The organism is Pseudomonas sp. fls2-241-R2A-110, assembly GCF_030209165.1.
Taxonomy (GTDB): domain Bacteria; phylum Pseudomonadota; class Gammaproteobacteria; order Pseudomonadales; family Pseudomonadaceae; genus Aquipseudomonas.
In genome coordinates this window covers 21,911-35,923 of sequence record NZ_JARVSN010000019.1, presented here as the reverse complement: position 1 = coordinate 35,923, position 14,013 = coordinate 21,911, and the positions used below count along the sequence as shown (strand labels likewise).

The 14,013-nt window shown below is 59.5% G+C and carries 10 protein-coding genes; 6 read left to right on the top strand and 4 right to left on the bottom strand.

Annotated elements, in window-relative coordinates; all coding sequences use genetic code 11:
* Positions 1-22: 22 nt before the first annotated feature.
* From QRN31_RS15980 to QRN31_RS15970, 3 genes are all read right to left on the bottom strand, one after another.
* A complete protein-coding gene (locus QRN31_RS15980) occupies positions 23-1,657 on the bottom strand; it encodes an ABC transporter substrate-binding protein (protein ID WP_285433035.1) in 1,635 nt (544 codons plus the stop codon).
* Between the two features lie 459 nt (positions 1,658-2,116).
* Entirely contained in the window at positions 2,117-3,346 is a 1,230-nt protein-coding gene (locus tag QRN31_RS15975) for a M24 family metallopeptidase (RefSeq protein ID WP_285433034.1), read from the bottom strand.
* A 58-nt stretch (positions 3,347-3,404) separates the two neighbouring features.
* Positions 3,405-4,286 (bottom strand): HalD/BesD family halogenase, encoded by an 882-nt coding sequence (locus QRN31_RS15970; RefSeq protein WP_285433032.1) that lies wholly within the window; start codon positions 4,284-4,286, stop codon positions 3,405-3,407.
* A gap of 140 nt (positions 4,287-4,426) precedes the next feature.
* Here QRN31_RS15970 and QRN31_RS15965 point away from each other — a divergent pair, with 140 nt between their 5' ends.
* The gene (locus tag QRN31_RS15965) at positions 4,427-5,341 is read left to right on the top strand and encodes a LysR substrate-binding domain-containing protein (protein WP_285433031.1); all 915 of its coding nucleotides are present in this window, start codon (positions 4,427-4,429) and stop codon (positions 5,339-5,341) included.
* Here the strand turns inward: QRN31_RS15965 and QRN31_RS15960 are convergent.
* On the bottom strand, positions 5,279-6,514 hold the full coding sequence (locus tag QRN31_RS15960) for an MFS transporter (protein ID WP_285433029.1): 1,236 nt from the start codon (positions 6,512-6,514) through the stop codon (positions 5,279-5,281). The genes QRN31_RS15965 and QRN31_RS15960 overlap by 63 nt on opposite strands.
* Before the next feature lie 438 nt (positions 6,515-6,952).
* Here QRN31_RS15960 and QRN31_RS15955 point away from each other — a divergent pair, with 438 nt between their 5' ends.
* From QRN31_RS15955 to QRN31_RS15935, 5 genes are all read left to right on the top strand, one after another.
* The gene (locus QRN31_RS15955) at positions 6,953-7,885 is read left to right on the top strand and encodes a LysR substrate-binding domain-containing protein (RefSeq protein WP_285433028.1); all 933 of its coding nucleotides are present in this window, start codon (positions 6,953-6,955) and stop codon (positions 7,883-7,885) included.
* Positions 7,886-8,119: 234 nt separating this feature from the next.
* Positions 8,120-9,544 (top strand): aldehyde dehydrogenase, encoded by a 1,425-nt coding sequence (gene aldA, locus QRN31_RS15950; RefSeq protein WP_285433027.1) that lies wholly within the window; start codon positions 8,120-8,122, stop codon positions 9,542-9,544.
* 84 nt (positions 9,545-9,628) lie between these two features.
* Positions 9,629-10,948, top strand: coding sequence for an MFS transporter (locus QRN31_RS15945; protein WP_285433026.1), 1,320 nt, complete (start codon positions 9,629-9,631; stop codon positions 10,946-10,948).
* A 1-nt stretch (position 10,949) separates the two neighbouring features.
* Positions 10,950-12,167, top strand: a complete 1,218-nt coding sequence (locus QRN31_RS15940) for a mandelate racemase/muconate lactonizing enzyme family protein (RefSeq protein ID WP_285433025.1) — start codon at positions 10,950-10,952, stop codon at positions 12,165-12,167.
* A 60-nt stretch (positions 12,168-12,227) separates the two neighbouring features.
* On the top strand, positions 12,228-13,835 hold the full coding sequence (locus QRN31_RS15935; RefSeq protein WP_285433023.1) for a GMC family oxidoreductase: 1,608 nt from the start codon (positions 12,228-12,230) through the stop codon (positions 13,833-13,835).
* Positions 13,836-14,013: the final 178 nt, after the last annotated feature.

Genomic DNA, 14,013 nt, shown 5'->3' with positions numbered 1-14,013 from the left:
GAGCTCGTTGTGGGCGCTTGAATCAGGCGCTCAACCAGACTTCATCCATTGGGTAGAAGTCCGACGGGTGAACCGTGAACCCCTGGACCTTCTTGCTCGCGGCGGTGAATTTGTCGCCCCAGAACGGCTGCACCATGACGCAGGCGTCCTGCAGGATTTGCTCGACGCTTTGCATGGCCACGGCCCGTTGTTTCGGGTCGATGATGCCCATGGCCTTGTCCAGCGCGGCGTCGAAGGCCGGGTCGCTGTAATGGCTTTCGTTCCAGGCTGCGCCGCTGCGGTAAGCCAGTTCCAGGGACATCACACCCAATGGGCGATGAGCCCAGTAGGTAAGGCTGAACGCGGCTTTGTCCCAGATCGGCCAGTATTGGGTGGCCGGGATCACTTTCAGGTTGATACGGATACCGGCTTCGGCACAGTTCTGCTGCAGGATCTGCGCGCAGTCCTGTTCATACCGGCCTTGGGTGTTGCCGACGATCAGGTCGATGTCGATGCCGTTCGGATGGCCCGCTTCAGCGAGGAGTTTCTTTGCACCCGCCACATCACGAGCGCGTTTGGGCAACGGGGAGTATTCGGGGTGCGACGGGGCGACGTGGTGGTCTTCGCCCAGAGTGCCCATGCCGCGATAGGCGATCTTGAGCATTTGCGCGTTGTCGGCGCACAGCACCACCGCTTTGCGAATCCGCACATCATCGAACGGCTTCTGGTCGCAGGCCATGCGCATAACGATGGTTTGCGCCGATTTGCAGGTGAGCAATTGCGCCCCCGGCAAGCGTTTGGCCAAGTCCAGTTCGGCCACGGTCACCCGGTACAGCACGTCCACTTGCCCGGCTTGCAACGCCGCGAGATGAGTGGAGATGTCGGTGCCCATGTCGACGTAACGCAATTCGTCCAGGTTGGCCGGTTTGCGCCAATAGTCGGCACGCTTGGCAAAGGTCGCCTGCTTGTTGACCGCGAACGAAACCAGTTTGAACGGCCCAGTGCCCAGCGGGTTTTTCGCCCAGTCGTCACCGGCCTTGAAGCTGCGGTGGACGATGGCGCAGGTGAAGGCGTTGAGCATTTCCGGGATCGCCAGCATCGGCCGCTTGAGCACCAGGCGGAACTGGAAGTCGCCGAGTTTTTCGAATGCGCTGATGTCCTGGAACGCGGTGCGGTTGACCGACTTCGAGTCGGCGGCAATCCAGCGTTCGATGTTGTGCTGCACGTCTTCGACGTTGAAGGTGTCGCCGTTGCTCCATTTGACGTCTTGGCGCAGGTTGAAGGTCCAGGTCTTCAGGTCTTCTGACGGGCTCCAACTCTCTGCCAGGTACGGGTGGGTGATGTTGTCGGCGTCGACCCAGGTCAGGTACTCCAGCGAGTTGCGCAACAGGTTCGAGGCTTCGATCCAGGTGATCAGCATCGGGTCCTGGATTTCCTGGATGGCGCAGGCAAACCGCAGGCTACCGCCCTGGCGCGGCGTCACCGCATCGGCGGCGTGGGCCGCGTTACCGAGCAGCGCAGAACCGAGGAAGGTGCTGGCGCTGGCGGCGGTGATGCCTAGCAGCGCGGCAGTGCGCAGGAACTGGCGACGATTGATCTCGCCACTTTTGACTTGGGTGCACAGGTCGTTTACCGCTGGATGCGGCAGGCTGCCGTCCAGTGTCATTAAGTCTTTCATATGCCTCTCCGATAACGTGCAAAAGTGCGTTTTTCGACTGGCCACAGTTGGGGCAAGCGGCAGACGCGGACGGTTTTCGATGAACCGAAACTGTCAGTGGCAAGCAGCGCGAAAGCGCAGGCGTGTCAGGCGTGAAGCCGGCAGTAGAACAAGGCGCAACGGAATCAGGAGGTCGGAGGCGGGGTAGGACATAGGGCTGCTCTCATGTTGTTTTTATTTGAGATGCCCGCAGTTTTGTCATCTGGGCAAAGATCGACAAACGATAAATTCAACGCTGAAACGTTCGATAAATGCATGTTACTGACCGTAAGGAAGGCTGCCGCTTGAGCTAGACAGGCCGGACGGATGAAAGCGCGGGTACGAAACACTGCGCGGTGGCCACAAACGCCCCTTGTTCCGAGGGGAACAAGGGGAAAAACGGACGGTGTCGAAGGAGGTGACGACGCCGTCCGGGGCAACTCAACGCGGCATCAGGCGCGGATCGAACGGGTAGTCGGAGAGCAATTCGATGCCGTTTTCGTGGATGTAGATCTGCTCTTCGAGCTTGACCCCTTCGCCGCCTTCATCGTGACCGATGTAGCTTTCGACGCAGATGGTCATGCCGGCTTCGAACACACCGTCGTAACCCAGCGAATCAATGTCTTCGCGGTGCACCACATAGGGGTATTCACCAGTCATGCCCACGCCATGCACCAGGGCGAAGTAACGGTTGGCCTTGTAGTTGTCGGGGACCTTCCACGCCAGCTCGGCGTATTCCTTGAAGCTGCGACCGGCCTTGAGCATTTCCATGTTGGTCTGCACTTGCTCGTAGGCCAGTTTGTACAGCTCCTGTTGTTTGGCGGTCGCGGCTTGCTCGCCGCAGAGGAAGGTCCGCGAGAAGTCCGCGTAGTAGCCGAAACGCCCGACCACATCGGTGTCCAGCGCCACCAGGTCACCGGCCTCGATCGGTCGCGTGCTGCATTCCTGAAACCATGGATTGGTGCGTGGGCCGGAGGCGAGCAGGCGGGTTTCCACGTAGTCGCCGTCGGTGGCGATCACGTGTTGATGCAGGTGCGACCACAGTTCGTTTTCGGTGATGCCGGGGGTCAATTTGCTTTCCATCAATCGCACCCCGGCTTCGGTGGCACGCAGGCTGGCGCGGATCATCTTCAATTCGTTTGGCACCTTGATGCAGCGCGCGCGCTCCAGCGGTTCCTGGGCGTCGAAAATCTGATAACCGAGCTTTTGCAGTTCGAAAGCGGCAGCCGAAGTCGCGCTTTCGATGGCTATACGCTTGTTGCCGCCGCCGTATTTGCGCACCAGTTCATCGATTTCGGCCGCCCATTCGGCGGTGACGTTGTTCAAGAAGCTGTCGCAGAAGTAATAGGAAATGGCTTTGGCCGGGCGTACTTCATCGACGGTGTTGAGTTGCTCGGCCAGGTGCAGGCAGCCACCGAATTCGAAGACTACCACCGGGCCTTCTGCCGGGATAAAGGCGTAACGCGCCGGGTTGCGCGCCGAGTACACCTGCATGTTGCGCGAGCCGGTGGCGTAGCGCATGTGGGTCGGGTCGAACAGCACGCAGGCGGCGTAGTCGCGTTTTTTCAGTTCGTTGCGTACCCGTTGCAAACGGTCGAGCTGGATTTGCTGGATCTCGTCATACGTCGGTTCGCAGTCGGCGGGATTGCGGTTTGGGCCGGATAGACTCATGGGGTGTTCCTCGCAGGGCAAATACGGTTGGTTTTTTTCTAAGCGTTTTCAGGGGTAATCAATCGAGCAACTGGTCGCTGCGCACCAGGTTGCGTTCGGCTTGCAGGTGGGCTTCGGACAAGCGTCCGTAAAGCTGCTTGGTGCGCTGGGCACGGCCGATGATTCCGGGCTTCTCGGAGTAGGCGAAGATTGCCGTGTTGCGCTCGGTGGTGCCTTCGACGCGGGTTACCCGGTGCACCGAGAAACGGCCCTTGAAGATCTGCAAGTCGCCAGGGTTGAGTTCCAGTTCCTGCACGCGGCTGCGGTCGTCGCCGCGCACTACTTTGCCGACGGCGCCGAGGTTTTCCTGGGTCCGGGTGCGGATCATCGGCGCGTACTCGAACAGGCCACCGGCTTCAGGTTTCTGGGTCATCATGCTGACGATGAATTCGTTGGTGTCGAAGTGCCAGGGCTGCTCGGTGCCTTGGGGCATGACGTTGATCACCAGGCCAGCGAACGGATCGGCGTATTCGAAAATCTCCGGTTCGTTCAGGCAGGCGCCGATAAAGCGCTTCATCATTGGCGAGACGTACAGGCGATGGATGATCGCGTCCGGGGCGATCATGTCGCGGGTGACGAAGCCGCTGGTGCGCTCCATGAATGTGCGTCGCGGGTCATCCTGGGGCAGGGCGGGGTCGTCCTCGGTGAAGTAGGCATTGACCTTGCGCACGGAGTAAAACGTCTTGCCCGACAGCGCCTGACCTTCGGCGCGGGCCTGTTCCAGCGCTTCGGGCCGCAGGAAATTCTTCAGCAGGCAGCAGCCGTCCTCGGCCAGTTCAGCGCGGGCGTGTTCGATCAGCGCCTGCAATCGGACATGGCCCGAATCATGTATGGGGTACAACTCGGTATTTATGATGTCGCTGATATCGCCCACTTCGGCGTCGGCAAGTTGAAGACTCATGCGGGGCTCCTGGAACTATCAATAAGCGGTGTTTTCGAGAGTGGCTTAAACAGTGTTTTGCGTTGAGTCGATAGTTGCTTAAAGAGGTGCGAAGTGGAAATTACAAGTTGTGATCGAATCCATCGGCAGGTGCGATAGTTATGTCAGGCGAACTGGATGGGACCTTGCTTAAAGTCTTTGTCGCAATTATCGAGTGCCACGGGTTTTCCGCGGCGGCCGAGCGCCTGCATAAAACCCAATCAACCATCAGTCAGAGTTTGCAACGGCTGGAAGAGATCGTCGGCACGCCGCTGGTGCAGCGCACCAGTCGCTCCGTGAGCCTTACCCCGGGTGGCGAGACTTTTCTGATTTACGCCCGGCAGATCCTCAAGCTGCACGCTGATGCGATCAACGCCGTGCACCTGCCCAACGAGCAGGTGTGCATTCACGTCGGTATGCCCGAGGACTACGCCCAGTACTGCCTGGCCTTGGTATTGCGGGACTTTCAAGCACAGTTTCCCCATGTGCGGCCGGACATCTGTTGTGAAATGTCCACGGCGCTGGTCAGCCGCTTGCAACGCGGCGAGCTGGATCTGGTGCTCGGCGTGCAGCATGCCAATTTGCAGCAGGGTGAATACCTGTGCGACGAGCCGCTGGTGTGGGTAGCTGCTGAAGGTTGGCGCGCAGGCGAGGACGAATCAGTGCCATTGGCGGTGTATGCCGAGGGCTGTGCTTTTCGGGCCAACGCCGTGCGGGCGCTGGCCGAAGCCGGGCGGCCGTGGCATGTGGTTTACACCAGCCAGAGCCCGCGTGGCATAGGGATTGCCATTGAGCAGGGCCAGTCGGTGGGTGTGACTGCGAGGCGCCTGGTGCCGCCGGGTTGGCGGGTGCTTGATGAAGCTCAGGGCTTTCCGCCGATAGAGCCGGCGCGCTTGATGTTCTGGCGTTCTACTCAGTGTCAGGCGCTGGCGGTAGAGGCTCTGGTGGACATTCTCTCGCGCCAGTTGGGCAGATCAGAGTGGCTGACCCAACGCGGGCTCACAGCGTTGACGGCGGGCCATCAGCCTCAGCAATAACAGGCTGGCCACCACCCAGCAGGTGATCCAGCCATGCACCAGGGCAAAGTGCCCGGTGGCTTGCAGCAGCCAACCGCACAGCCAATTGGCGGTAGCGCTGCCCAGGCCATAGCCGACCATGCTCAGGCTCACCACTTGCAGGCTTTGCACCGGGCTCAACCGTGCGCTCAGGTAGGCGGCCATCAAGCCCCAGACCGGGAAATAGAACAGGGCGAACAGCCCGGCCGCCAGCCAGGTAAGGCCCAGGCTCGGTTGCCAGAGCAGGGCCAGCATCGCCACGCCGAAAGCGCTGATGCTCAACGCCATGACCCGAAGCGCGCCCCAGCGATCCGCCAACGAGCCCAGCAGCAAACCCCCGACGACTCCGCCGATACCGATCAGCGTCCACAGCGACCCGGTGGTCTGCGCGCCGGCCCCCAGCCGTTCGCTGACAAAGGACGAGAGGAAGTTCAGGAACGGTCCGCTGATGCCGCCGATGAAGGCGCTGAGCAGCAGAATATGTAGCGCCACCGGGTGCTCCAGGCACAGATGCAGCCATTGTCTGAGCACCCGGCGTAACGACGGCGCAGTGCTGGGGTTGATGTGCTGGTCCGCCGCCAGCGGGGCCAGGGCCCAGAACGTCAGCAGGGTAACGATCAGCGTCAGACTGGCGCAAATCAGCCAAAAGTGCGTCAGGGAGATGCCTTGCAACAAGACGATCAACAGACCATTGAGGCAGATCGCAAACGCGGCCCCCGAAGACGCCAACCCCAGCACGCGGCTGCGGTGAGAGGGCGGGATTACCTCACTGGCCAGGGCCGCAATAGCGTTCCAGTTCGACACCGCACAGGCCGAAACCAGCGCCAGGCACAGCGCAAACGGCAGCACCCACGGCGTGGCGACCGCTAGCGCCAACAGCGCCGGGCTCAAGGCAATTGTCAGGCGCACCATGTTGCGCGGGCTGATCCAGGCCGCCGCAATGCCGCTGACAATCGACGCACCCATATAGAACAGTTGCAGCAGCGCAGCGATGAACGCGGCCTGGCTGTAGCTCAGTTCGAACACCTGACGGATCTCGGGTAATAAAGCCGAATACAAGAAAATACTGAAGCCATGGGTGGTGGCGTTACACGCGGTGAAGATGAACGCCAACACTCCAATACTTCTGGTGGGTGAACTTGTAGTTGTTGACATGTGTCCGGCTCGACTAGGTTAATTGCAACAGAGTGGGGCGAAGTTGTAGTGTTCGCCCCATGTAAGTGCGTTGACGTATTAATGTATTTAATTAAAGTCAGACTAACGTTTGTATCAAGAAAACAGCCAGTGCTTAATTGTCATGATCGGGCTGCGAAATACTCATGCTATTTATTCGTTCGCGACGACTTCCAGATCAAAAACGACGATTCATGGGTCAATGAAGCTCGAATGTGGGAGCGAGCTTGCTCGCGATGGCGGCGCATCAGTCAACATAGATTTAACTGACCCACCGCTTTCGCGAGCAAGCCCGCTCCCACACAGGGCAATGCGTAAAGCGGGAATCGCCCTACACAACACAAAAATGCATGTTACTCAGGAAATTTCCTACAAGTCGTGGGATGCTTGGCGCTCGTCAGCCTTGCGCGAGTAACCTCCATGAAACGCAAAATGCCAGCGCTCAATGCGCTCAAAGCCTTCGAAGTGGCCGGCAGCACCGGCAGCTTTACCCGGGCTGCCGAGTTGCTCAATGTCACCCAGAGTGCGGTCAGCCGGCAGGTGCGTCAGCTTGAAGAACAGCTTGGCGAGAACCTGCTGGAACGGCGTCATCACCACCTTGAATTGACCAGCGCCGGGCGAATTCTGTTGCGAGCGCTGCACCAGTCTTTCGACAAGATCGAGCTGACGGTGCGCAGCATTCAGCAGAAAACCCATTCCAATCGCCTGCACATCAACGCGCCGCCAACCTTCACCAATCGCTGGCTGATGCCGCGTCTGGGGCGGCTGCGCGAGAAGCACCCGGAACTGGAACTGAGCATCACCACGCGCTTGCAGGATAGCCTGGCGGAAACCAGTACGCTGGATTGCGCGATCCGTTTTGGCGACGGCGAATGGGACGGTCTAAACAGCTCGCTGCTGATCCAGGAACGGCACATCGCGGTGTGTGCGCCGTCCTTGTATGCGCGGGAGTGGAGCGAGCGGGGCATCGACCTCAATCGCTTGACGCTGTTGCATGTACTGGCCCGGGAGGACCAGCGCTACCTGACTTGGAAGCATTGGCTGGACGCCGCGCGAATCAACGGTGTCGACACCCAGGGTGGTTATGAATTCGATCTGCTGGACCTGGCCATCCGCGCGGCCATCGATGGCTTGGGGATCACCATTGCCGACTGGCATATGGTCGCCTCGGAACTGGCCAGCGGGCAACTGACCCAAGTGCTGAACGTGCATGTGGAAGGGCATCAATCGTATTGGTTGGTGACCCGGCCGGAACAGACGCAGATGCCGCAATTGCAGGTGTTCAGTCAGTGGTTGCAGGAAGAAATCTGGTTGGCGCAAAGGCAGCTCGAACCCTCGACTGCCGCCAACTGAACACCCCAAAACCCCTGTGGGAGCGGGCTTGCTCGCGAAGGCGTAATGTCAGGCAGCATCAATGCTGACTGACCCACCGCTTTCGCGAGCAAGCCCGCTCCCACATGGGGTCTCGGTGTTTTTAAGGGTAATGTGCATTTTTTGAATGTTTCCCCGCTCAATAAATCGTTTGTTCAACCCGCTCAGGATGCCAAGACTGCGGGAACTGGATAAAAACAACGATGGGCGATTCACATGCGACTCGAGCGAAATTTTGTTAACGGTCACTTCATTGAGCCTGCCAGCGACGCGCTGATTGCAGTCTATAACCCGGCGACTGAAGCACTGGTCGGCCAGGTCTCGGCTGCCACGACGGCCGAAGCCACCGCTGCCGTAGACGCTGCCGCCGCCGCCCAGAAAGTCTGGGGCAAACTCACCAGCATCGAACGCGCCGAACACCTGCGCTCGTTTGCCGATGCCCTTGAGGCTTGCGCCGAAAATATCGGTAAAGCCCTGGCCGCCGAATCCGGCAAGAGCGTCAGCGACGCCAGCAACGAAGCCCGTTACGCCGCGCAGATCACCCGATACCACGCCGAGTGGGCACGCCGAATCGAAGGCGAGATCATTCCCAGCGACTCCCCGAACGAAAATCTGTTTCTGCATCGCGAGCCAATCGGCGTGGTCGCCTGCCTGATTCCGTTCAACTACCCGGTCTACACCTTGCTGCGCAAAATCGCCCCGGCGCTGATTGCCGGCAATACTGTGGTCGTGCGCCCAAGCAACAACACGCCGACTTCGGCATTCGAAATCGCCAAGGCCGTGCAGCAATCCGGTTTGCCGGCGGGGGTGGTGAACATCCTGACCATGGATCACGCCACCGCCGCAGCGGTTTGCACCCACAAGGCTGTCGGCTTGATCACCCTGACCGGCAGCGTCAACGCCGGGCGCATTGTGCTCGATTACTGCAAAGCCAACATCGCCAAGCCATCGCTGGAACTGGGTGGCAAGACCCCTGCGATCATCGAGGCCGACGCCGATCTTGAAGCTGCCGCGACCGCGATCATCGCCTCCAAGACCACCCACTGCGGCCAGTTGTGCACGGCGGTCGAACGGGTCTACGTCCAGGAAAGTGTCTACGAACAATTCCTCGCACTGCTTAAAGCCAAAATCAGCGCGGTGAAGTTCGGCGACCGCTCCAGCGACGAAAGCCTGATGGGCCCGCTGGTCAACGCCAGTTCGCAACAGAACATCCACGCCATGGTCGAGCGTGCCATCGCGGACGGTGCTGTATTGGAAACAGGTGGTTTTATCCCTCAAGGAAAGGGTCATTTCTATCCGCCGACGCTACTGAGCAACTGCCGCCAGGACATGGAGATCATCCAGGAAGAAATCTTCGGCCCTGTGCTGCCGGTGCTCAAGTACCACGACATCGACGAAGCGCTGGCCATGGCCAACGATCACCAGTTCGGCCTGTCGTCGGTGCTGTACACCGAGGACTACCGCACCACCATGAAAGTCGCCAACGCCATCGAGGCCGGCGAGTTGTACGTCAATCGCACCCCGGCCGACCCTTACCAGGGCTTCCACGCCGGCTGGAAACGTTCCGGTCTGGGCGGCGATGACGGCAAGCACGGCATGCTCGAATTCACCCAGACCCGACTCGTGGTGATGAAGTACTGATCTATCTGCAACACGCCTCACGCCGCACCCATAAAAACAATTAATTGGGGCGCCCCGACCACAGGGCTGCCCGAGGTCTCACAGATGTCCAAGCCTGCAACCACTGTTGCCGCTGTTCAGGGTTCGAACGCGGGTTCAAAAAGCCACAGTGACAAGGGAAGTCGCTATTTCCAGTTGATGCTATTGGTGCTGGCCGCCGGTGCGATCTACCCGATCCTCTACCTGCGTCAGGTCTACCAGACCACCATGCTCGAAGTGTTCCAGATCAACCACAGCGAGCTGGGTTATCTGTACTCGATGCTGGGCACGATTTTCCTGCTCAGCTACTTGCCTAGCGGGTGGCTGGCGGACCGCATTGCCCCGCGTTTTCTGATTTTCTTTTCGTTGGTCGCCACCGGAGCCCTGGGCCTTTGGTACTCCACTGCGCCATCGATGACGGGTCTGATGATCATCTTTGGTTGCTGGGGCCTGACCACCGGCCTGACGTTCTGGGCCTCGGTGCTCAAGCGGGTGAAGATGATTGCCCATCACACTGAACAGGGAAGGTTTTTCGGCATCCTCGACGGTGGTCGCGGCCTGGTGGAAGCCTTGCTGGCAACCGTCGCCCTGGGGCTGTTTGCTTTTGCCACCGAAACCCGTGGCGAGTCGGCCGCCGAAGGCTTCAAGCACGTGGTCTATCTGTATGCCTTCACCTGTATCGCCATCGGTTGTGTGCTGGTGCTGATCAAGGACCCGAAGTCGATGGAAGAAACCGCGGCGGTGGAGAAGGGCAAGTTCAACCTGCTCAGTGACCTGGCCACATTGGTGAAAATTCCCGAACTGTGGCTGGTGACGGCCATCGTGTTCTGCGGTTATCACATTTTCTGGGCCACCTACAGTTTCTCCGATTACCTGCAGGGCGGCGGCATGACTGCGGTCATGGCCGGCACTATCACCACCATCAAATTGTGGATGCGCCCGATTGGCGGCATCGGCGGTGGCTGGCTCGGTGACAAGTTCTCGAACATCTCGGTGCTGATCGTGGCGCTGTTCCTCGCGACCCTGGCGATGGTCGGCCTGATCGTGTTCCCGGCGCTCAACAACATGGGCCTGTTGGTCGGCACGGTGATCTTCATCGGCTTGATGACCTATGCCATTCGCGGGCTGTACTGGGCGATCCTCGACACCTGCAACATTCCATTGCGCATCACCGGCCTGGCCATCGGCATCGTCTCGGTGGTCGGTTACCTGCCGGACGCCTTTATTCCGTTGATCAACGGCTACCTCACCGAACATTTCCCCGGTGCTGTTGGTTACAAGCTGTATTTCGGCTACATCGCTTCCGTCGGCCTGCTCGGGACCCTGGCGGCCCTGACCTTGCGCGCTCGAATCAACCGTAAATCTTTGATCAAGGCAGGTGCCTGAGATGAAAATCGTCGCCCTTGAAACCCATATCGTCGCCGTTCCGCCACCGCACATCGGGGGCATGTACTGGCTGTTCGTCAAGCTCAAGACCGATTGCGGTATTGAAGGCGTGGGCGAAATCTACGCCGCGACCTTCGGCCCCAAAGCCATGCTGCCGATCATCGAAGACGTATTCGAACGCTATCTGCTCAACCACGATCCGCACCACATCGAGCGTTTTTTCCGTCAGGCCTATTCGAGCGGTTTCACCCAGCGCCCGGACCTGACCATGATGGGCGTGGTCAGCGGCCTGGAGATGGCCTGCTGGGACATCATCGGCAAAGCGGCGAACAAACCGGTGTATGAACTGTTGGGCGGCAAGGTCAACGAACGCCTGCGCTCCTACACCTACCTGTATCCAGTCAACAGCAAGGGCGAATACGACTACGACGACCCGGACCTGGCCGCCGAATGTGCCATCGAGAACATGAACAAGGGCTTCACAGCCGTGAAGTTCGACCCGGCCGGCCCGTACACCGCGTACTCCGGACATCAGATCTCGCTGGAAGTACTGGAACGCTGCGAAACGTTCTGCCGAAAGATCCGCGAAGCGGTGGGCGACAAGTGCGACCTGTTGTTCGGCACTCACGGGCAAATGGTTCCGTCCTCGGCGATCCGACTGGCCAAACGCCTGGAAAAGTACGACCCGCTGTGGTTCGAAGAGCCGGTGCCGCCAGGTCAGGAGGAGGCCATGGCGCAAGTCGCGGCCAAGACCAGCATCCCGATAGCCACCGGCGAGCGGCTGACCACCAAGTATGAATTCTTCAAGCTGCTGCAGGCGGGCGGCGCATCGATTCTGCAGATGAATGTCGCTCGATGTGGCGGTCTGCTGGAAGCTAAAAAGATCGCCAGTATGGCCGAAGCCTATTACGCGCAGATCGCGCCGCACCTCTACAACGGGCCGATTGGCGCGGCGGCGAGCTTCCAACTAGCGACCTGTACGCCGAACTTCCTGATACAGGAAAGCATCATGACTTGGGGCGGTTTCCACGCCGAAGTGCTGACCAAACCGCTGCAATGGGAGGACGGCTACATCATCCCGTCCACCGAGCCGGGCCTGGGGGTGGAGCTGAACATGGACGTGGTGCGCAAGCATTCGCCGTACACTGGTGAGCGCTTGCACCTGCAAATGGCGTCGACCCCGGCGGACGTCAAAGACACATCGCCGGCCAGAGGCTGACGGGATTTCCCGCCCGGTAACGGGCGGGTTCTGTACCAACGACTTACGCGGTAACCGTGCATGACATACGACTACATCATCGCTGGCGCAGGCGCCGCAGGCTGCATCCTCGCCAACCGGCTCTCGGCCTCCGGGAAACACACGGTGCTGCTGCTGGAGGCGGGCGGCAAGGACAGTTCCCTGTGGTTCAAGATCCCGGTCGGCTTCGCCAAAATGTATTACAACCCGACGTTCAACTGGATGTACTACAGCCAGCCGCAAAAACAACTGAACAACCGTGAAATCTATGCCCCCCGTGGCAAGGTACAAGGCGGGTCGGGTTCGATCAACGCGATGGTCTACGTCCGTGGCCAGGCCCATGACTTTGACGATTGGGCTGCCAACGGTAACGACGGCTGGGGCTTCAAGGACGTGCTGCCATACTTTCGCAAACTGGAGAATCATCCTCTGGGTGAAAGTGAGTACCACGGCGGCAGCGGCCCGATCAGCATCACGCCGATGAAGGGCCATACTCATCCGATCTGTGATGTGTTCCTCAAGGGTTGCGACGAACTGGGTTACCCCCACAGTGATGACTTCAACGGACCGAAATTCGAAGGCTCGGGCATCTACGACGTCAACACCAAGGACGGTCAACGCTGCTCCAGCAGCTTCGCGCATTTGCACCCGGCTCTGAGTCGGCCGAACCTGACGGTCGAGCATTACGCCCTGGTGGATCGGGTGTTGTTCGATAACGAGCGTGCGACCGGCATTTGCGTCACACAGCACGGCCTGGTCCGCACGTTCACCGCGCGCAAGGAAGTGATCCTCTGCGCCGGTGCCGTGGACACGCCGAAGATTCTGCAATTGTCCGGTGTGGCGGATCAGGCACTGCTGGCCAAACATCAGATTCCGCTGGTCAAACACCTGCCAGCGGTGGGACAGAACCTTCAGGACCACCTGTGCGCCAGCTACTACTACAAGGCCAACATCCCGACCCTTAACGATCAGCTCAGCTCGCTGTTCGGTCAGTTCAAACTCGGCCTCAAATACCTGCTGACCCGCAAGGGCGCCTTGGCCATGAGCGTCAACCAGGCGGGTGGGTTCTTCCGGGGGAATGACGCGCTGGCCAATCCGAACCTGCAGTTGTATTTCAACCCGTTGTCGTACCAGATCCCGAAAAACAACAAGGCCAGCCTTAAACCCGAGCCTTATTCGGGCTTCCTGCTGTGCTTCAATCCGTGCCGGCCGACCAGCCGCGGGCATATCGAGATCAAGTCAAAGAACCCTCGGGACGCGGCACTGATCGACCCCAATTACCTGAGCACACAAAAGGACATCGACGAGGTCATCCAGGGCAGTCGGCTGATGCGAAAAATCATGCAGGCACCAGCACTCAAGAGCATCACCGTCGCCGAAGTGCTGCCGGGGCCAGCAGTCGAAAGCGATGAGCAGATGTTGCAGTACTTTCGCGAGAACAGCGGTTCGATCTATCACCTGTGCGGTTCGTGTGCGATGGGTGCGGATGAACAGAAATCGGTGGTCGATAAACGGCTCAAAGTCCACGGCCTCGACGGTTTACGCATTGTTGATGCGTCGATTTTCCCCAACGTGACCAGCGGCAATACCCACGCCGCGGTATTGATGGTGGCGGAGAAGGGCGCCGATCTGATTCTGCAGGACGCCTGATTTCCTTGCCATTCAACGCAACCCGACGCACTTGAGTTTGCGCGCCGGGTGCAACTGATCTGTCGTTTCCCGAAAGCCTGCGTGCGGCCGCAATATGAGCCAAACGCAGGCAATCTGATACGGTTTTTTATATTGGATCTGAGCCTTTTTTTCGCTGGTCGGTGCTCTATACAGTGCG